The sequence below is a fragment of the Acidovorax sp. 62 genome (assembly GCF_002754495.1).
Classification (GTDB): Bacteria; Pseudomonadota; Gammaproteobacteria; order Burkholderiales; family Burkholderiaceae_C; genus Acidovorax.
In genome coordinates this window covers 3602681-3621103 of record NZ_PEFJ01000001.1, presented here as the reverse complement: position 1 = coordinate 3621103, position 18423 = coordinate 3602681, and the positions used below count along the sequence as shown (strand labels likewise).

Below are 18423 nucleotides of genomic sequence, written 5' to 3'. Positions count from 1 at the left end.
GCAAAAACAATACCGACGATTCCAAGACCAGGAGACAAGCTGTGAACATGTACCCCCAACCCGACCACTCCTTAGCCACCCGCCGCAGCGCCCTTGTGGGCGGCTTGGCGCTGGCCGCGGCCCTGGCCTGCGCCAGCACGGCGCATGCCCAAGGCGCTGCAGCAGATGCTGCCTGGCCCACCAAGCCCGTGCGGCTCATTTCGCCTTACCCAGTCGGGGGTGGGCCCGACGGTGTGGCGCGCCTGCTGGCCGACAAGCTCTCGCGCAAGTGGGGCAAGCCGGTGGTGGTGGAAAACCGGCCGGGCGGCAATGGCTTCATTGCCATCGATGCCTTCAAGCGCGGGGCCAAGGACGGGCATGACCTGATCCAGCTCGACAGCGTGCACCTGGCCGCCTACCCGTACATGTTCAAGAAGCTGCCCTACGACGCGGGCAAAGACTTTGACGTGTTGGCCACCATGTTCAAGAGCTATATGTTCTTTGTGGTGCCCACCAACAGCAAGTACAAGACCGTGGCTGACATCGTGGCCGATGCCAAGGCCAACCCCGGCAAGCTCGACTATGGCTCGTGGTCCATTGGCAACCCCGTGCACCTGGGCATTGAGGAGCTACAGCAGCGCACCGGAACCAAGATGGAGCATGTGCTCTTCAAGGAAACCACCCAGCTGTATGTGGCGGTGGCCAATGGCGAGCTGCCTTTCACCCTGGGCACGGCGGGAACAGCTGGGCCCCTGTACCGCGCGGGCAAGGTGCGCTTTGTGGCGGTGGCAGCGCCCTACCGTTTGTCGGCCTACCCCAATGTGCCCACCGTGGCCGAGGCCGGTGGCCCCGCAGCACCCTATGAGGTCAGTGGCTGGAATGCCATTGCCGGCCCCAAGGGGTTGCCACCGGCCGTGGCCGAGAAGGTGCGTGCAGACATTGCCGAGGCGCTTTCCACCCCCGATGTCAAAGAGAAGTTCGACTCGTTTGGCTACGAACCCTTGACCCTGGACCGGGCCAAGCTGCAGGCCTACATCCAGAGCGAATCCGCACGCCATGAGGCCATCATCCAGCGCGCCAAGATCGAGATGGACTGATGTGGTGTCTGAACACAACGTTGAAGCCATGGGAGACAACCCGATGACCATGTGGAACACCGAAGGCACCCGCCGTGGCGTGGTGCAGGCTGCAGCCCTGTGTGCTGCGCTGCTGCTGCCCACCTGGGGCTTTGCGCAGGCTGCTTACCCCGCCAAGCCCGTGAAAGTGGTCGTGGGCTATGCCGCCGGGGGCGCGGTGGATGCGGTGGCCCGCACCATCGGGCAGGCGCTTTCTGCCAGCCTGGGCCAGCCCTTCATTGTGGAAAACAAGCCCGGTGCGGGCACAAACATCGCCGTCAAATCCGTGATTGCGGCAGAGGCCGATGGGCACACCTTGCTGATGGCCGCCAATGCGTTGGCTGCGAACATGGCCCTGTACCAGCCTGCACCGTTTGATGCCGAGCGCGACCTGGTCCCCGTGTCCCTGGTCGGGCGTGTGCCGGTGGTTCTGGCCGCCAATGCCCAGGCGCCCTATGCCAACGTGGCGGCCTTGCTCCGGGCCGCAAAAGACAAGCCCGGCAGCATCTCCTTCGCCTCCCCGGGCAATGGCTCCACGCCCCACATGGCGCTGGAGCTGTTTGAGCGCACCGCAGGCATCCAGTTGCAGCACGTGCCTTACCGTGGCGGCTCGCCTGCCATCACCGATGTGATTGGCGGGCAGGTCCCGCTGATTGCGGTGAACGCCCTGGAGGTGCAGCCGCATGTCAAAAGCGGCAAGCTGCGGGTGCTGGCCGTGCTCAGCCCCAACCGGTCTGCGATCTTCCCGGACGCGCCCACGATGGCGGAGTCGGGCTTCCCCGGCTTTGAGGCCTCGGTGTGGTACGGCCTGGTGGCCCCGGCCGCCACGCCCAAGGCCGTGGTGACCAAGCTGCACGCCGAGGTGCAAAAAGCCCTGCAGACCAAGGAAGTGCGTGAGCGCATGACCCAGGTGGGGGGCGAAGTGATCCCAGGCAGCAGCGAGATGTTTGCGGCGCTGATCAAGGCGGAGCGCCAGCGCTATGAAAAGCTGGTGCGAGAAGCCAACATCCAACCCGATTGACCAAGGCCCGTGCCACCTGAACCTGAATGGAATGGCAGAGCCCCGCGGCAGCACGTCCGCACGGTGCGCAGCCGTGGTGCCCGGCCCGATTTTTAACAAACCTAGCAAGTGAGCAAATCCATGCAATTTGAAAAAACCCCAGGCTGGCTCGACTGGTACGCCGGTCCGGCCAAGCCGCAGTTCAAGGTGCCTGCCGGTGCGGTGGACGCCCACTGCCATGTGTTCGGCCCCGGCGCGGAGTTTCCCTACGCCCCCGAGCGCAAGTACACCCCCTGCGATGCGAGCAAGCACCAGCTGTACGCCCTGCGCGACCACCTGGGCTTTGCGCGCAACGTGGTGGTGCAGGCCACCTGCCACGGCGCGGACAACCGCGCCATGGTCGATGCGCTGGTGCACTCGGGCGGCAAGGCACGGGGCGTGGCCACCGTCAAGCGCTCGGTCACCGACGATGAATTGCAAGCCATGCACGACGCCGGTGTGCGCGGTGTGCGCTTTAACTTCGTCAAGCGCCTGGTGGACTTCACGCCCAAGGACGAGCTGATGGAAATTGCCGCACGCATCCACAAGCTCGGCTGGCACGTGGTGATCTACTTTGAGGCGGTCGACCTGCCCGAGCTGTGGGACTTCTTCACCGCACTGCCCACCACCGTGGTGGTGGACCACATGGGCCGCCCCGATGTGAACAAGCCGGTGGACGGACCGGAGTTTGAGCTGTTCCTCAAGTTCATGCGCCAGCACCCCAATGTGTGGAGCAAGGTGAGCTGCCCCGAGCGCCTCTCCGTGACCGGCCCCAAGGCCCTGAACGGCGAGCAGAACGCCTACACCGACGTGATTCCGTTCGCCCGCCGCGTGGTGGAGGAGTTTCCCGATCGCGTGCTGTGGGGCACCGACTGGCCGCACCCCAACCTCAAGGACCACATGCCCGACGATGGCCTGCTGGTGGACTTCATCCCGCACATCGCGCCCACGACCGAGCAGCAGCAAAAGCTGCTGGTGGACAACCCCATGCGCCTGTACTGGCCCGAAGAAGTCACTGTGAAAGACTGACACCATGTCCCTTGATAAACCCTATTTGGACGTGCCCGGCACGACCATTTTTGATGCCGAGCAAAGCCGCAAAGGCTACTGGCTCAACCAGTTCTGCATGAGCCTGATGAAGGCCGAGAACCGCGAGCGCTTCAAGGCCAACGAACGCGCCTACCTCGATGAATGGGCGATGACCGAAGAGCAAAAGCAGGCCGTGCTGGCGCGCGACCTCAACTGGTGCATCCGCCTGGGCGGCAACATCTACTTTCTGGCCAAGATCGGCGCGACCGATGGCAAGAGCTTTCAGCAAATGGCGGGCAGCATGACCGGCATGACCGAAGACGAATACCGCGCCATGATGATCGGCGGAGGCCGCTCGGCCGAGGGCAACCGCGTGATCGGTGAAGACGGCGACGCGCAGGCCCACCGCCAGCCACAGGGCGCTGCGGGCAAAAAAGGAACTTGACCATGGCCAAAATTACCGCCTCCGTGTTCACATCGCACGTGCCCGCCATTGGCGCCGCACTCGACTTGGGCAAGACACAAGAAGACTACTGGAAGCCCGTGTTCGCGGGCTACGACTTCTCCAAACAGTGGATGAAGGACAACAAGCCCGACGTGATTTTTCTGGTCTACAACGACCACGCTACGGCCTTCAGCCTGGAGATGATTCCCACGTTCGCCATCGGCACGGCCGCGCAGTTTCAGCCCGCCGACGAAGGCTGGGGCCCACGCCCCGTGCCCGTGGTGCAGGGCCACCCGGACCTGGCCGCGCACATTGCGCAGTCGGTCATCCAGCAGGACTTTGACCTCACCATCGTCAACAAGATGGACGTGGACCATGGCCTCACCGTGCCGTTGTCGCTGATGTGCGGCCAGCAAGACCCCAAGACGGGGGCCTGGCCCTGCCCGGTGATTCCGTTTGCCGTCAACGTGGTGCAGTACCCCGTGCCCAGCGGCCGCCGCTGCTACAACCTGGGGCAGGCGATTCGCAAGGCCGTGGAGAGCTACGACGAAGACCTCAATGTGCACATCTGGGGCACGGGTGGCATGAGCCACCAACTGCAGGGCCCGCGTGCGGGGCTCATCAACAAGGATTTCGACAACGACTTCCTCGACAAGCTCATCAACGACCCTGAGGCCGCCGCCAGCATCCCGCACATCGACTATGTACGCGAAGCGGGCAGCGAAGGCATCGAACTCGTGATGTGGCTCATCGCCCGCGGCGCCATGGCCGATGTAGCCGGTGGCAAGCCCCCGAAGCTGGCGCACCGCTTCTACCATGTGCCCGCATCCAACACGGCCGTCGGCCACCTGATTCTGGAGAACAACTGACATGACCACCAAAACCATCAAAGTCGCCCTGGCGGGCGCTGGCGCCTTCGGTATCAAGCACCTGGACGGCATCCAAAACATCGACGGCGTGGAAGTCGTCTCGCTGATCAGCCGCGATCTGGAAAAGACCCGTGAGGTGGCCGCCAAGTACGGCATTGGCCACGTCACCACCGACCTGGCTGACAGCCTGGCGCTGCCCGAGGTGGACGCCGTCATCCTGTGCACCCCCACGCAGATGCACGCCGAGCAGACCATCGCCTGCCTGAAGGCGGGCAAGCATGTGCAGGTCGAGATTCCGCTGGCCGATAGCTTGAAGGGTGCCGAAGAAGTCGTGGCCCTGCAAAAGCAGACGGGCCTGGTGGCGATGTGTGGTCACACCCGCCGCTTCAACCCCAGCCACCAGTTTGTGCACCACAAGATTCAGAAGGGCGAGTTCAACATCCAGCAAATGGATGTGCAGACCTACTTCTTCCGCCGTACCAACACCAACGCGCTGGGCCAGGCCCGCAGCTGGACGGACCACCTGCTGTGGCACCACGCTGCCCACACCGTGGACCTGTTCGCCTACCAGGCCAACAGCCCCATCGTGCAGGCCAACGCCATGCAGGGCCCCATCCACCCCACGCTGGGCATTGCCATGGACATGAGCATCCAGCTCAAGGCCGCCAATGGCGCCATCTGCACGCTCTCCCTGAGCTTCAACAACGATGGCCCGCTGGGCACGTACTTCCGCTACATCGGCGACACAGCCACGTACCTGGCGCGCTACGACGACCTGTACAACGGCAAGGACGAGAAGATCGACGTGAGCCAGGTGGATGTGTCGATGAACGGTATCGAGCTGCAAGACCGCGAGTTCTTCGCCGCCATCAAGGAAGGCCGCGAGCCCAACGCCAGCGTGGGCCGGGTGTTTGCCTGCTACCAAGTCTTGCACCAGCTGGAGCAGCAGCTCAACGCAGCTTGATTTCAAGAAAATAGGCTGCTAGCACTTATCTAATAAGCGCTAGCAGCTATAAATTTAATAGCAATTGCTGGTGGGCTGCATGCCGCCAGCCCCGCTGCCAGGGTTTCTTTCAGCCCCCGGCCACACGTTGCCCCGGCGCAATGGTGGGCGGTGCCGCATTCAGCGTCTCGATTGCAAAGCCCGCCGCCGCCTTGTAGCGGGCCATGAAGCCCTCGCGCTCCTCGCGTGGCAGCACGTCGTCGATGTGGTCGAACACCCCGCCGCAGCGCTCGTCCACCAGCCCCAGCAGCCCAAACGGGCCAGAACCCCGGTTGCGCAGCACCAGGGCCGAGATGTCCTTGCACAGCTTGTCGTCGTAGGCGCACAGCGCCTGCGGGCCCACGCCATGCGCGACCAATTGAGCGCCCAGCACGCGCGCATCCACAATGGCCTGGCTGGCGCCGTTGGAGCCCACGGGGTACATCACATGCGCCGCATCGCCCAGCAGCGCCACGCGGCCGTCCACCCAGGTGGGCACCGGGTCGCGGTCGATCATGGGGTACTCAAACACGTCCTTGGCGCCCCGCAGCATGGCGGGCACGTCGAGCCAGCTGTAGTTCCAGCCGTCAAAGTGGTGAATGAAATCTTCCAGCGCCACGCGCCGGTTCCAGTCGCCTTGCTGCCAGCCGCCCTGGTTGTCCACCGTGATCTCGGCAATCCAGTTGATGGTGGCCAGGCCCGTGGCCGGGTCGGGTGGCGTGATGGGGTAGCACACCACGCGGTGCCGCAGCGAGCCCACGCCCACAAACGAAGCCCCCGTGCGCACCGGCACCCCCGGCGTGGTGCCCCGCCACATGATGGCGCCACCCCACTGGATGGGCGGCTGCGTGGGATGCATTTGCGCCCGCACGGCCGAGTGCAGGCCATCGGCCGCAATCAGCAGCGAGCCCGCCACCTCGCGCCGCTCGCCATCGCGCGTCTCGATGATGGCCGTCACGCCCTCCGCATCCTGCCGGTAGCCCACCACACGTTGCCCCAGTTGCACAGCATCGTTTCCCAGGCGCTCTTTCACGGCGTTGAACAGCATCATCTGCAGCTGCCCCCGGTGCACCGAATACTGTGGCCAGTGGTAGCCCGCATCCAGCCCGCGTGGCTCGGCATACACCTCGTTCCCATTGCGCCCCACCAGCGCCCATTCACGCGCCTGCAGGCCAATGGTGTCCAGCACGTCGTTGCCGAAGCCCAGGTCGTGCAGCTCGCGAACGGCGTTGGGCTGCAGATTGATGCCCACGCCCAGCGGCTGCAGCTCTGGCACCGTTTCAAAAACAATGCAGGGCACGCCGATCTGGTGCAAGGTGAGCGCAGTGGCCATGCCACCGATACCGCCACCGGCAATCAGCACGGGGCGGGGGGAAGAAGTGTGGGAAGGAGTGTTGCCAGACATGGGGGGATTGTCCATGCAATGGCGGGTGGGGCTTGGTGTGGGTGGCGCGGGGGATCGCTGCTGCGAGTGAGTGGATTCCCACGGTTGGTATCGCTTGCTCGGTCCGACTCGTCATGTCGGGGTACGGATCTGACACAAGCTTGGTAAAACTTCAAAATCAAAACGCCTTTAAGTAATTCAGCTAGTGGCGCTAAGTGCCCAGGGCTCACAATTGAGCCATGCATACCGTCGAACGAAAACGCCGCCTTGAAACAATTAGCCAAGACTTAGCCGCAGGGAAGGACGTTGAGTCGCTGACCGTACGAGAGTTCATCGGTTGGTTCAATGCTGAGCGCAGAGGCTATAAGGTCACGTACCGCATTCGGCGAACCCTCAAAGAATGTCACCTAGTGACCATGCCGGATTTCGAGGGAGTCCATATTGACTCCCGCATTAGGTTTCTAGTAGCGGTGCAAGATGGAGTAACGCAGCCGATCGTAAAGTCGGTGGATGAGTTTGCCGGAGACGGGCAGGCTGTTGCCGCTGCGGGGCGAGATGACGAAGTCATGGCAGAACAACCGGAGCCGCTCGTTGATATCACCGCTCTTGTCGCTGGCGCTGCTGCGGAACCAGCGTTTCGAGTTAGCCGATTGCTCGCGGCTAGCACGAAGCCCACATCAGTGCCTCCCGATTGCACGCTGCGTGAAGCTGTAACGTTGATGCTCCGCCACGACTTCTCGCAACTCCCCGTGATGACTACTGACCGTGACGTCAAGGGGGTAGTGAGTTGGGAAAGCATCGCCCCAAAGTTAGCGCTGTCAGACAGTAAGTGTGAGTTTGTCCGTGACTGTATGGTTGGACACCAAGAGGTCCAAGAATCAGACTCGCTGTTCCGGGTTATCGCGGCAATTGTTGAGCACTCCTATGTTCTTGTGCGGGCATCAGACCGAACTATCAGCGGCATTGTTACCACTACAGACTTGAGCCTTCAGTTTCAACAGCTCTCCGAGCCGTTCCTTCTACTTGGCGAGATTGAGAACCATATCCGCACGTTAATCGATGGGAAGTTCACAGCGTTGGAGCTTAGTACGGTGAAAGACCCTGCAGATCCGGAGCGCGAAATTGAGTCGGTAGCGGATCTGACATTTGGTGAGTACATAAAGCTACTTGAGACACCTGCTCACTGGGAAAAGACGGGACTGCGAGTTGATCGAAAGGTGTTTGTGAAAGAGCTGGACAAGGTTCGATTGATTCGTAACGACGTGATGCACTTCGATCCGGACGGCATTAGTGGGGATGACCACACGTCCCTGTTGAACTTTGTGCAGTTCCTCCACGACATTCGACGACTTGCCCTCTGAGATTTCTGAAATGGGCAGCACGTTCAACGGTTTTTGCCTGGCCGGGGCGTGGTGCCATACGCTTTTTTGCCAGGTGCAACCTTGCTTGTGCGATGGGTGCAGCGGTTCAGTTATCAAAATTCGATCAAGAAAAATAATCCGCAAAAATTTCGTAAGTTATTGATTTATAAGAAGTTGTTTGCTCTTTCGTGGTTCATCTGCCCTGATAAATCAAAACCCGATCAAGAAGTCTCACGCCCAATGTGGAACATAGCCTGCTCTTGGGTGGTCCGGATCTGCCACCCGGATCAGGCCTGCATCCAGCGTTCGATTGATCACGGCAGTCGCTTGGGCTGCGTTTTTTGTGGCAATGCCCAATCGGACGCACAGGCTGGCGTTCTTCATCTTGTCCCCACTAAGGAACTTCAGTACCGCATGGAAATAGCAAGCGCGCATCCGCTCGTCCTGGGTCATCTCGGCAAAACTGCGTGGCCCGTACAGCACCGCCTGCGTTGCGTCGCCCTCCGTCCGGAACAGTGGGGCCGGCAACTGGAATACCTCGCAGGCCTGTACCACCTTGTCCAGCCCGCTGCCTTGTTCTTCGCACATGCGCATGCGGCGCATCAGCGAGGCAAGTGCCTCGTTGCGCGAACGTGGAGGTAGGTCAATCATGCGATCAGGTAGCACCAGTGTGGCGCCTGGGTTGCTAATTTCCAATCGATCTTCGAACAGCTCGATCTGCGGGCCAGCGCCGGTAATGGTCATGTCCTGATGGATCAGCGCGTTGGCCACTAATTCGCGCACCGCGATACTGGGAAACAAGGGGCGGTCTGCCCGCAGGGCGGCACCAATGTGCTCGTTTTTGGGGAGCAGGTTGTTCACGTAGTCGATCAACCCCTCGAACCCCACTGCATAGCCCCGCTGCCCGTCAAGCCGGTGCGCCACGGGGCTCGCTCGATTCTTGCCGCTGTACGCCACAAAGCGCACGGCCTTGCGCGCCAAGCTGGCCTCGAAGTCGTTCAAACGCATTGCGAACAGGATAGCGCCAAGATGGGTAATGTTCCAGCGCTCGCCCACGTCTCGCACGATCAGGCGGTCTGCCTCCAACTTGTCGAAGATGCCCGCTCGGTTGTCTGGCAACGGCTGGCCTGTCAGTCGGAAATACTGGCTGTAGTCGAGCAGGCTAAGCACCTCGTCGCCGCTGGCGTACTGGCGGGCAATGCCCTGCTCCCATCGGTAGGGTCGCAGTCGCTCGATCAGTTGTTGGTAGCGTTCTGGGTAGTCTGTAAGCCGAGGCGTTGCACTGCTGATGCGAATGTAAGGCACGGCGTTGAATGCCACCGGTGCGCCTGTAGCTGCCGGAATTTCTAATAGCACGACGCGGCCTTGCGGATGCACGACAGTCCGAAAGTTGAAGGCAATGCTGGGTTGCAAGCTGTTGGCTAGCCACAAAGATAGAGCTTGGTTGCCCACCTTTTTGGCTTCGGGGTTGAAGTCGGTGCCGATGATGGCGTGGCTCTCGTCCTCTATACCCCACACCATGTAGGCCATATCTCGTCCTTCGATGCGCGCCGAATTTGCGAGGGCCGAGCAGCGCTTGCCGATCATCTCAGGATCGGTGTTGTTGCTCTTGAACTCCAGCCAAGGCGTCTCGGCCGCTTCGGCACGTAGTTGGTCGATGAGGGCACTGTCGCGGGCTGGGTTCATAGTGAGGAGTCGAAGACGGCTTTGTGGGTAAAACAGCCTTCATTTTCACCGGATGCGTGCGGATGGAAATAGCTGTCGTTTGTCGGGGCTTGCGCATTGCCGTAGTAGTGATCGCCACACCTATCCCCAAGCCCGAGCCACCCGCTGGGTTGCCCCACTTGCCGTAAGCTCACACCATGCAACAAAGAAACCTTGGACCCTTCTCCGTCTCGGCCATCGGCCTGGGCTGCATGAACCTTTCGCACGCCTACGGTGCACCTGTGAGTGCCGAGCAGGGCGAGCGCGTGCTGCTGACCGCGCTCGACGCAGGCGTGACGCTGTTCGATACCGCCACGCTGTATGGCTTTGGGGCCAACGAGACCCTGGTGGGCCGGGTGATGAAGTCGCACCGCCACCGCTTCACGCTGGCCAGCAAGTGCGGCATGCAGGGCGTGGATGTGAATGGTGATGGCAAGCTGGTGCGTGTGATCGATGGCCGCCCCGCCACGTTGCGCCAGACCTGTGAAGACAGCCTGCGCCGCCTTCAGACGGATGTGATCGACCTGTACTACCTGCACCGCTGGGACAAGAGCGTGCCCATTGAAGACAGCGTGGGCGCGCTGGCCGATTTGGTGCGTGCGGGCAAGATTCGCAGCATTGGCTTGTCAGAGGTGTCTGCCGCCACGCTGCGCCGGGCCCATGCCGTGCACCCGATTGCGGCCCTGCAGACCGAATACTCGCTGTGGACGCGCAACCCTGAGATTGCGGTGCTCGATGCGTGCCGCGAGCTGGGCGTGGCCTTTGTGGCCTTCAGCCCCGTGGCGCGTGGCTACCTGTGTGGCGATTTGACGGACGTATCGACCCTGGACGCCAAGGACATTCGCCGCAGCATGCCGCGCTTTGCGCCTGACAACTACGCGGCCAACCTGAAGCTGCTGGACGGCTACCGGGCCATCGCCCAGGAGGTGGGCTGCTCGTTGGCGCAACTGGCCATTGCGTGGCTGCTGCACAAGGGCGAGCACATCATCCCCATCCCGGGCACGACCAGTGTGGAACACCTGCACGACGATTTGGGTGCTGCGCAGGTGCAACTGTCGCCCAGCTTGATCGAGCGGCTGCAGGCGCTGTACACACCGCAGGCCGTGGTGGGCGGGCGCTACAACGCCCAAAGTGCCAGTGAAGTGGACACAGAGAACTTCGCCGCCTGAGGGCCGTAGGCATTCAAAAAGATAAAACCGTTCACTGAGCGCAGTCGAAGTGCTGCGCAAGGCTTCGACAGGCTCAGCCCGAACGGTCTGGGGTTTGATCCGTTGAGTTGAACGAGCGTTCGTATGCGATGGGCGGTACACCACCCCCCTGGCGTTGGCAGCCTGCCTTGCCGCGCGCCCCTAGGTGCTGGCTAAGGCGCAATGTCCAGGAGGGGCCTTCCGCATCCCTCGCCGCGCAGGCAAAAAAAAGCCGGAGCCCCTGACGGAGCCCCGGCTTTAAAGGTGGTAGTTTTCTCTATCGCTTCTTCAACTCAAATCTTCGGCAGGGCATGAATTACTTGGAAATCACGCGCACCATTTCCAGGCACTTGTTCGAATAGCCCCATTCGTTGTCGTACCAGCTCACGATCTTCACGAACGTGCCGTCGAGGGCAATGCCTGCGTCGGCGTCGAAAATGGAGGTGCGGGTGTCGCCACGGAAGTCAGTAGCCACTACCTTGTCTTCAGTGTAGCCCAAGACGCCCTTGAGCGCGCCTTCGGACTGCGCCTTCATTTCGGCCTTGATTTCTTCGTAGGTGGCGGCCTTGTCCAGCTCCACCGTCAAGTCCACCACCGACACGTCGGAGGTGGGCACGCGGAAGGACATGCCGGTCAGCTTCTTGTTCAGCGCTGGGATCACCACGCCCACGGCCTTGGCAGCGCCAGTGCTCGAAGGAATGATGTTTTCCAGAATGCCGCGGCCGCCGCGCCAGTCTTTGTTCGATGGGCCGTCCACGGTCTTTTGCGTGGCAGTGGCTGCGTGCACGGTGGTCATCAGGCCGCGCTTGATGCCCCACTTGTTGTTCAGCACCATGGCCACGGGGGCCAGGCAGTTGGTGGTGCACGAGGCGTTGGACACGATGGCCTGGCCAGCGTAGCTGGTGTGGTTCACGCCAAACACGAACATGGGGGTGTCGTCCTTGGAGGGGGCCGACAGCAGCACCTTCTTGGCGCCCGCATCGATGTGCTTCTGGGCCGAGGCCTTGTCCAGGAACAGGCCTGTGGATTCGATCACGATGTCGGCGCCGACTTCGTTCCACTTCAGGTTGGCGGGGTCGCGCTCTTGCGTCAGGCGGATCTTCTTGCCGTTGACGATCAGGGTGTTGCCCTCGACAGCCACGGTGCCGTCAAAGCGGCCGTGTACCGAGTCGTACTGCAGCATGTAAGCCAGGTAGTCGGGCTCCAGCAGGTCGTTGATGCCCACCACTTCAATGTCGCTGAAGTTCTGGATGGCCGAGCGCAGCACGTTGCGGCCGATACGGCCGAAACCGTTGATACCAATCTTGATCGTCATAGCTAGTAGTCTCTCCAAGGTTGCAAAGTCGAAATCAGAAACCTGCCGCCCCGCGCCCGCTGGCAGCGGGGCGCAGCGGGCAGGAAGAGTGTCAGCGGGCCTTTTTGGCGGGCTTCAGGCGTGCAGCGCCGATGGCGACCAGCACCGTGTCGGCCACGTTTTCTTCGGTGAAGCCGAAGTGCTTGAACAGCACGGGCGCAGGGGCCGATTCGCCGTAGGTGTCGATGCCGACCACGGCGGCGCAGCCGTATTTCCACCAGCCGTCGCTCACGCCCATTTCCACGGCCACGCGGGGCACGCCAGCAGGCAGCACGCTGCTCTTGTACTTGGCGTCTTCGCGGTCAAACGTCGTGGTGCTGGGCATGGAGACCACGCGCACGGCGATCTTCTTGTCGGCCAGCAGGCGCTGGGCCTTGATGGCCAGCTGCACTTCAGAGCCGGTGGCGATGATGACGGCCTGGGCCTTCTTCTTAAGGCCCACGTCGGCAGGCTCGGACAACACGTAGGCGCCACGGCTGATGTCGCCCAGCACGCGCTTGGGGGCCACGGCCGAGAGGTGTTGCAGGTTTTGGCGCGACAGGGCCAGCACGGTGGGCTTGGTGCGGTTGCTCAGAGCCACGCTCCAGGCCACGGCGGTTTCGGCCGTGTCGGCAGGGCGCCAGACGTCCAGGTTGGGGATCAGGCGCAGGCTGGCCACGTGCTCGATGGACTGGTGCGTGGGGCCGTCTTCACCCAAGCCGATGGAGTCGTGGGTGAACACGTGGATCACGCGCTGCTTCATCAGCGCGGCCATGCGGATGGCGTTGCGGCTGTAGTCGCTGAAGGTCAGGAAGGTGCCGCCGTAGGGGATGAAGCCGCCGTGCAGTGCCACGCCGTTCATGATGGCGGCCATGCCGAATTCGCGCACGCCGTAGTTGATGTGGCGGCCACCGATCTTCTTGCCTTCGGCCACTTCGGTCTGCACCACAGCGCCTTGCTGGTCAAAGCGCAGGTTGGGCGTGCTCTTGGTGTTGGTGAGGTTGGAGCCGGTCAGGTCGGCCGAGCCGCCCAGCAGCTCGGGCAGGGCGGCGGTGAAGGCTTCCAGTGCGATCTGGCTGGCCTTGCGGCTGGCCACGGTTTCGCCCTTGGTGTGGGCGGCCACCACGGTGTCCACGGCCACTTGGGCAAAGTGGGCGGGCAGGTCGCCCTTCATGCGGCGGGTGAACTCAGCGGCCAGCTCGGGGAAGGCCTTGCTGTAGGCGGCAAAGCGGTCGTTCCAGGCGGCTTCGGCCTTTTGGCCGCTGGCCTTGGCGTCCCAGCCTGCGTACACATCTTCGGGGATGGCGAAGGGTTCCGCCGTCCAGCCCAGGGTTTCGCGGGTCAGCTTGATTTCTTCGGCGCCCAGGGGCTCGCCGTGGGCCTTGGAGGTGTTGGCCCGGTTGGGGCTGCCCTTGCCGATGTGGGTCTTGCAGATGATGAGCGAAGGACGCTCGGTTTGCTTCTTGGCTTCGGCAACGGCGTCGGCCACCTTGTCGGCGTCGTGGCCGTCGATGGGGCCAATCACGTTCCAGCCGGCCGAGACAAAGCGCAGGGCGGTGTTGTCGGCAAACCAGGGGGCCACTTGGCCGTCGATGGAGATGCCGTTGTCGTCGTACAGAGCGATCAGCTTGTTCAGCTTCCAGGCGCCTGCCAGAGAAATCGCTTCCTGGCTGATGCCTTCCATCAGGCAGCCGTCGCCCAGGAAGGTGTAGGTGTTGTGGTTGACGATGGCGTGGCCGTCACGGTTGAACTCAGCGGCCAGCAGCTTTTCGGCCAGCGCGAAGCCTACGGCGTTGGTGATGCCCTGGCCCAGCGGGCCGGTGGTGGTTTCCACACCGGGGGTCACGCCCACTTCGGGGTGGCCTGCGGTCTTGCTGTGCAGCTGGCGGAAGTTCTTGAGCTCGCTCATGGGCAGGTCGTAGCCCGTGAGGTGCAGCAGCGAATAAATCAGCATCGAGCCGTGGCCGTTACTCAGCACGAAACGGTCGCGGTCAAACCAGTGGGGGTTGGTGGGGTTGTGCTGCAGGTGGCGAGCCCACAGGCCCACGGCCATGTCGGCCATGCCCATGGGGGCGCCGGGGTGGCCGGAATTGGCTTGTTGAACGGCGTCCATGGCCAATGCGCGGATCGCATTTGCCATCTGTTGAGATTGCTGGGTGTTGGCCATGGGGTCTGGGGTTCAGGTGGGTGGAATCAGGGAAACCGCCTATTTTACCGGGGCCGCAGCGCTCACTTCGCTCGGCTTGCCCTGCGCACCGTGTCGGTACCCCGCGTTGGGGGCAGTCGATGCACTACAGTGCAGCCCCATGCACGGATTGCACCTCACCGCCGACCTTCACGGATGCCGCTGCGCGCCGCTGTGGCTGACCGATGCCGCCGCCCTGGGGCGCGCCTGTCTGGAGGCGGTGCAGGCATCGGGGTTGCAGGCGGTGGGGCAGGTGTTTCATGCCTTTCCGGCCACGGTGCATGGCCCCGGCGGCGTCACGGCCACCGTGCTGTTGGCCGAGTCGCACCTGTGCGTGCACACTTGGCCCGAGCAGGCCGCCGTGACGCTGGACGTGTACGTGTGCAACTTTGGCGCCGACCACAGCGCCAAGGCCCATGCGTTGATGAACGCGCTGCTGGCTTTGCTGGACGCAACCACCGTGCTGCGCCATGCCTTGCAGCGGGGCGAGTTGGCCCCTGAGCCCAGTGCCCCTCAATCGCCAACTGCGCCCGGCGCTGCCGTGGTCTGATCCCCATCGCTTTGGAGCCCCTTTTGTCGCCCCAGTTTTCCTCTCCCTCCGGCGCTCACCAGGTGCCCGCCATGCTGCTGGCCGCAGGCCGTGGCGAGCGCATGCGCCCGCTGACCGATATCTGCCCCAAGCCCTTGCTGGTGGTGCAGGGCCAGCCGCTGTTGCAGTGGCACTTGCAGGCTCTGGCGCAGGCCGGGGTGCGCCAAGCGGTGATCAACACGGCGTGGCTGGGCGAGCAGATCAGCGATCGATTTTTAAGTCATTTTGGCCTCCAGGGCGCACTGGATAAGCGCGAGCAGCTATCAATTTCATACTCGCACGAGGGCGTGGACTTTGGCGGGGCGCTGGAGACGGCGGGTGGCATTGCCCGTGCGCTGCCGCAATTGGGGTCGGTGTTCTGGCTGGCGGCGGGCGATGTGTTTGCGCCCGACTTCACGTTTGACGCCGCTGCCGTGCAGGCCTTTGAGGCCAGCAACCACCTGGCCCACCTGTGGCTGGTGCCCAACCCTGGGCACCACCTGCGCGGTGACTTTGGCCTCTCGCCTGAAGGCCTGGCGTTGAACCTGCCTGCAGACGACCCCACGCCCCGGTTGACCTACAGCACCATCGCCTTGCTGCGCGCCGAGTTGTTTGGGCTGCCGTGGTGTGACATCCCGCCGGGCAACCCTGGCGGCGTGGCCCAGCCCTTGGCGCCCTTGTTGCGCCGCGCCATGGACCTCGGCCGCGTCAGCGCATCGCTCTACACCGGCCGGTGGACCGATGTGGGCACGCCCGAGCGCTTGGCCCAGCTTCAGCGTTGACATCGCCTGGGCCATCGGTGGCCCAGACCGTCATTTGGATGCGGCGGGGGATGGTGGCACGGCGGTCGCTGCCGATGCGGCTGGTTGGGTCGGCAACGCCGGGGCACTGGCGGCTGCGCTGGCGCCCTCTGCGGTTTCGGGGGCAGCAGGTGCTACGGGGGCGGGCAGCACCCACACCGTGTCGCCTTCAACTGGCGCAGCGGGCTGCACGGTGACGGGCGGCGCGGCTTCGCAGGTTTTGAACAGCCACTGGCTGGGCGCAAAGCGAGCATTGGGGCCGTCCGGTGGCGCCTTGCCCACTTCGGCGCGCACGTCGTAGTCGATGTGCGGCACCTGGAAGGTGGCGATCTGCCCTTGTTTGCAGTTGATGTAGGGGACGACCTTGTTGGGCACCCAGCTTTGGCTGGCGGTGTCATAGCGGTACACCGGGCCGAGGCGCTGGTTCTCTGCCAACTCCATGCGCATGGGCAGGGCTTGCAGCGCGTTGACCTGCACGCCCGCCACCTCCACCGGCTGCGGGAATCGCACCGCATCCAGGCCATGCAGGGCCAGCGGGCGGGTGGGCTCGCCCCGGTCAAACGGGTCGGTGCGGTTGACGAGGCTGCCCGCCGGGATCAGCAACTCGCCGTACTGGAAGTCTTGCGGCAGCACAAAGCGCTCGCGGCTGGCGCGCACGGCGGCGCTGTCGTGCCAGGCTTGCTGGGCGCTTTGTGACAGGTACATCTTCACGCCCAGCCAGCCATTGCACAGCACCGCCACTACCACCAACCCCGCCACAGCAGCTGGGGTGAGCAGCCACTTCTGCGGCACATCAACCCAGCGGTAGTAAACGCCGTAGATCAGCAAGAGGGCTGTGATCACCACCCCCAGGGCGGGCACGAAAGTCGTCAGAAAAAAGTTCGACATGGATAGGTGCAAATGGGAAGAAGGCCGTGGTGCCCCGGGCGTCCGCATCAGGGACTTTGCCAGCAGGGGTCGGCAGGTTTTGGGCCGTGAGTATCTGGACCAACGGGAGTGGATTCTCTGCGACAACCCGGGAGCGGTGTCGGTTGGGCTCAAAATGTGCGCATGAATGCAACGCAATCCATCTACGCCCAGCGCCGTGCCCGCCTCGCCTCGATGCTGGGTGCTGGCGGCATCGCCATCGTTCCCACCGCGCCCGAACGCCCGCGCAACCGGGACACCGACTTCATCTACCGCCACGACAGCTACTTTTATTACCTGACCGGCTTTACCGAGCCCGGCGCGGTGCTGGTGCTCACGGCCGAGGGGCACAGCACGCTGTTTTGCCAGCCCAAAGACCTGGAGCGCGAGATCTGGGACGGCTACCGCCTGGGCCCCGCCGCCGCGCCCGAGGCCTTGGGAGTGGACGCTGCACAGTCGGCCGCCGTGCTGGACGCCCAGCTGCCCCGCCTGCTGGAAAACCGCAGCTGCGTCTGGTACCCGTTTGCCACGCATGCAGGCCTTGCCGCGCGCGTGGAGGGCTGGCTCAACGCCGTGCGGGCCCGTGTGCGCTACGGGGCCCTGTGCCCCACCGAGCAAAGCGATGCCTGCACCTTGCTCGATGAAATGCGCCTCATCAAAGACGCGCACGAGCTGGACACCATGCGCCGCGCCAGCCAGATCAGCGCCCAGGCCCACATCCGTGCCATGCAGCGCTCGGCCCGCATGCTGCGCGCGGGGCAGGATGTGCGCGAATACCACCTCGATGCCGAACTGCTGCACGCCTTCCGCGAAGGTGGCTCACAGTACCCCGCGTATGGCTCCATCGTGGCGGCCGGTGCCAATGCCTGTGTGCTGCACTACCGTGCCGACGCGGCTCCGGTGCGGGACGGCGAGCTGGTGCTGATCGACGCGGGGTGCGAGCTCGACGGCTACGCCAGCGACATCACCCGCACCTTTCCGGCCAACGGCAAGTTCACCGGCCCGCAGCGCGCGCTGTACGACCTGGTGCTGCAAAGCCAGGTGGCCGCCATTGCCGCCACCAAGGCCGGAGCCCGCTTCAACGACCCGCACGACGCCACGGTGGCCGTGTTGGCGCAGGGCTTGCTCGACGTGGGCTTGCTCGACAAGAACAAGTTCGGCACCGCGCAGGACGTGATCGAAAAGCGTGCCTACTTCCAGTTCTACATGCACCGCACCAGCCACTGGCTGGGCATGGACGTGCACGACTGCGGCAGCTACGTGGAGCCCGGCGAGGTGGGGCAAACCAGCGAGCGCAAAGACCCGCTTTCGGGCGAGACCATCACCAACCGCCCCAGCCGCGTGCTGCAGCCCGGCATGGTACTGACCATCGAGCCAGGGCTGTACGTGCGCCCGGCCGAAGGGGTGCCAGAGTCGTTCTGGAACATCGGCATCCGCATCGAGGACGACGCTGTGGTCACCGACAGCGGTTGCGAGTTGATCACCCGCGATGTGCCGGTGGATGGCGATGAGATCGAAGCGCTGATGCGCGATTGAC

Annotated in this window: 16 protein-coding genes; 11 read left to right on the top strand and 5 right to left on the bottom strand. The window is 63.4% G+C overall.

Features of this window, described 5'->3' with window-relative positions; translation table 11 throughout:
* Nucleotides 1–47: 47 nt before the first annotated feature.
* The 6 genes from CLU86_RS16275 to CLU86_RS16250 all read left to right on the top strand — a co-directional run bounded on the left by CLU86_RS16275 (nucleotide 48) and on the right by CLU86_RS16250 (nucleotide 5440).
* Nucleotides 48–1076, top strand: coding sequence for a tripartite tricarboxylate transporter substrate binding protein (locus CLU86_RS16275; RefSeq protein ID WP_099742330.1), 1029 nt, complete (start codon nucleotides 48–50; stop codon nucleotides 1074–1076).
* Between the two features lie 4 nt (nucleotides 1077–1080).
* On the top strand, nucleotides 1081–2115 hold the full coding sequence (locus tag CLU86_RS16270; RefSeq protein WP_233195059.1) for a tripartite tricarboxylate transporter substrate binding protein: 1035 nt from the start codon (nucleotides 1081–1083) through the stop codon (nucleotides 2113–2115).
* A 120-nt stretch (nucleotides 2116–2235) separates the two neighbouring features.
* On the top strand, nucleotides 2236–3162 hold the full coding sequence (locus CLU86_RS16265; RefSeq protein WP_099742329.1) for an amidohydrolase family protein: 927 nt from the start codon (nucleotides 2236–2238) through the stop codon (nucleotides 3160–3162).
* A 4-nt stretch (nucleotides 3163–3166) separates the two neighbouring features.
* Nucleotides 3167–3607 (top strand): protocatechuate 4,5-dioxygenase subunit alpha, encoded by a 441-nt coding sequence (ligA, locus tag CLU86_RS16260; RefSeq protein ID WP_099742328.1) that lies wholly within the window; start codon nucleotides 3167–3169, stop codon nucleotides 3605–3607.
* 2 nt (nucleotides 3608–3609) lie between these two features.
* Complete coding sequence (locus CLU86_RS16255; protein WP_099742327.1) at nucleotides 3610–4476, top strand: class III extradiol dioxygenase subunit beta; 867 nt, start codon at nucleotides 3610–3612, stop codon at nucleotides 4474–4476.
* A gap of 1 nt (nucleotide 4477) precedes the next feature.
* Complete coding sequence (locus tag CLU86_RS16250) at nucleotides 4478–5440, top strand: Gfo/Idh/MocA family oxidoreductase (protein WP_099657017.1); 963 nt, start codon at nucleotides 4478–4480, stop codon at nucleotides 5438–5440.
* A 109-nt stretch (nucleotides 5441–5549) separates the two neighbouring features.
* On the opposite strand, the gene CLU86_RS16245 is transcribed toward CLU86_RS16250, so the two are convergent.
* Nucleotides 5550–6863, bottom strand: a complete 1314-nt coding sequence (locus CLU86_RS16245; RefSeq protein ID WP_099742326.1) for a flavin-dependent oxidoreductase — start codon at nucleotides 6861–6863, stop codon at nucleotides 5550–5552.
* A 218-nt stretch (nucleotides 6864–7081) separates the two neighbouring features.
* Here CLU86_RS16245 and CLU86_RS16240 point away from each other — a divergent pair, with 218 nt between their 5' ends.
* Nucleotides 7082–8203 (top strand): HPP family protein, encoded by a 1122-nt coding sequence (locus CLU86_RS16240; protein WP_099742325.1) that lies wholly within the window; start codon nucleotides 7082–7084, stop codon nucleotides 8201–8203.
* Between the two features lie 231 nt (nucleotides 8204–8434).
* Here the strand turns inward: CLU86_RS16240 and CLU86_RS16235 are convergent, their stop codons facing one another.
* The gene (locus tag CLU86_RS16235) at nucleotides 8435–9889 is read right to left on the bottom strand and encodes an ATP-binding protein (RefSeq protein ID WP_099742324.1); all 1455 of its coding nucleotides are present in this window, start codon (nucleotides 9887–9889) and stop codon (nucleotides 8435–8437) included.
* Nucleotides 9890–10065: 176 nt separating this feature from the next.
* Between CLU86_RS16235 and CLU86_RS16230 the strand changes: the two genes are divergently transcribed.
* Nucleotides 10066–11076, top strand: a complete 1011-nt coding sequence (locus tag CLU86_RS16230; protein WP_099742323.1) for an aldo/keto reductase — start codon at nucleotides 10066–10068, stop codon at nucleotides 11074–11076.
* Nucleotides 11077–11410: 334 nt separating this feature from the next.
* On the opposite strand, the gene gap is transcribed toward CLU86_RS16230, so the two are convergent.
* Complete coding sequence (gene gap, locus CLU86_RS16225) at nucleotides 11411–12409, bottom strand: type I glyceraldehyde-3-phosphate dehydrogenase (protein WP_099657013.1); 999 nt, start codon at nucleotides 12407–12409, stop codon at nucleotides 11411–11413.
* 91 nt (nucleotides 12410–12500) lie between these two features.
* Nucleotides 12501–14594 carry a transketolase gene (gene tkt, locus CLU86_RS16220; protein WP_099742322.1) on the bottom strand — a complete coding sequence of 698 codons (2094 nt, stop codon included), beginning with the start codon at nucleotides 14592–14594 and terminating at the stop codon, nucleotides 12501–12503.
* Nucleotides 14595–14733: 139 nt separating this feature from the next.
* Here tkt and CLU86_RS16215 point away from each other — a divergent pair, with 139 nt between their 5' ends.
* Together CLU86_RS16215 and CLU86_RS16210 are read left to right on the top strand one after the other, a co-directional pair.
* Nucleotides 14734–15162, top strand: a complete 429-nt coding sequence (locus CLU86_RS16215; RefSeq protein ID WP_099742321.1) for an S-adenosylmethionine decarboxylase family protein — start codon at nucleotides 14734–14736, stop codon at nucleotides 15160–15162.
* A gap of 71 nt (nucleotides 15163–15233) precedes the next feature.
* Nucleotides 15234–15962 carry a nucleotidyltransferase family protein gene (locus CLU86_RS16210; RefSeq protein WP_099742320.1) on the top strand — a complete coding sequence of 243 codons (729 nt, stop codon included), beginning with the start codon at nucleotides 15234–15236 and terminating at the stop codon, nucleotides 15960–15962.
* 30 nt (nucleotides 15963–15992) lie between these two features.
* On the opposite strand, the gene CLU86_RS16205 is transcribed toward CLU86_RS16210, so the two are convergent.
* Complete coding sequence (locus CLU86_RS16205; RefSeq protein WP_199175137.1) at nucleotides 15993–16868, bottom strand: hypothetical protein; 876 nt, start codon at nucleotides 16866–16868, stop codon at nucleotides 15993–15995.
* Between the two features lie 162 nt (nucleotides 16869–17030).
* Here CLU86_RS16205 and CLU86_RS16200 point away from each other — a divergent pair, with 162 nt between their 5' ends.
* Complete coding sequence (locus CLU86_RS16200) at nucleotides 17031–18422, top strand: aminopeptidase P N-terminal domain-containing protein (protein ID WP_099742319.1); 1392 nt, start codon at nucleotides 17031–17033, stop codon at nucleotides 18420–18422.
* Nucleotide 18423 lies beyond the last annotated feature (1 nt).

Excerpts from the sequence above, each read along its gene's own strand:
- CLU86_RS16205 (WP_199175137.1), bottom strand. The coding sequence starts at position 16,868 with ATGTCGAACTTTTTTCTGACGACTTTCGTGCCCGCCCTGGGGGTGGTG.
- CLU86_RS16250 (WP_099657017.1), top strand. The coding sequence starts at position 4,478 with ATGACCACCAAAACCATCAAAGTCGCCCTGGCGGGCGCTGGCGCCTTC.
- CLU86_RS16200 (WP_099742319.1), top strand. The coding sequence starts at position 17,031 with ATGAATGCAACGCAATCCATCTACGCCCAGCGCCGTGCCCGCCTCGCC.
- CLU86_RS16215 (WP_099742321.1), top strand. The coding sequence starts at position 14,734 with ATGCACGGATTGCACCTCACCGCCGACCTTCACGGATGCCGCTGCGCG.
- ligA (WP_099742328.1), top strand. The coding sequence starts at position 3,167 with ATGTCCCTTGATAAACCCTATTTGGACGTGCCCGGCACGACCATTTTT.
- CLU86_RS16230 (WP_099742323.1), top strand. The coding sequence starts at position 10,066 with ATGCAACAAAGAAACCTTGGACCCTTCTCCGTCTCGGCCATCGGCCTG.
- CLU86_RS16255 (WP_099742327.1), top strand. The coding sequence starts at position 3,610 with ATGGCCAAAATTACCGCCTCCGTGTTCACATCGCACGTGCCCGCCATT.
- tkt (WP_099742322.1), bottom strand. The coding sequence starts at position 14,594 with ATGGCCAACACCCAGCAATCTCAACAGATGGCAAATGCGATCCGCGCA.
- CLU86_RS16245 (WP_099742326.1), bottom strand. The coding sequence starts at position 6,863 with ATGTCTGGCAACACTCCTTCCCACACTTCTTCCCCCCGCCCCGTGCTG.
- CLU86_RS16210 (WP_099742320.1), top strand. The coding sequence starts at position 15,234 with ATGCTGCTGGCCGCAGGCCGTGGCGAGCGCATGCGCCCGCTGACCGAT.
- gap (WP_099657013.1), bottom strand. The coding sequence starts at position 12,409 with ATGACGATCAAGATTGGTATCAACGGTTTCGGCCGTATCGGCCGCAAC.
- CLU86_RS16275 (WP_099742330.1), top strand. The coding sequence starts at position 48 with ATGTACCCCCAACCCGACCACTCCTTAGCCACCCGCCGCAGCGCCCTT.
- CLU86_RS16265 (WP_099742329.1), top strand. The coding sequence starts at position 2,236 with ATGCAATTTGAAAAAACCCCAGGCTGGCTCGACTGGTACGCCGGTCCG.
- CLU86_RS16235 (WP_099742324.1), bottom strand. The coding sequence starts at position 9,889 with ATGAACCCAGCCCGCGACAGTGCCCTCATCGACCAACTACGTGCCGAA.
- CLU86_RS16240 (WP_099742325.1), top strand. The coding sequence starts at position 7,082 with ATGCATACCGTCGAACGAAAACGCCGCCTTGAAACAATTAGCCAAGAC.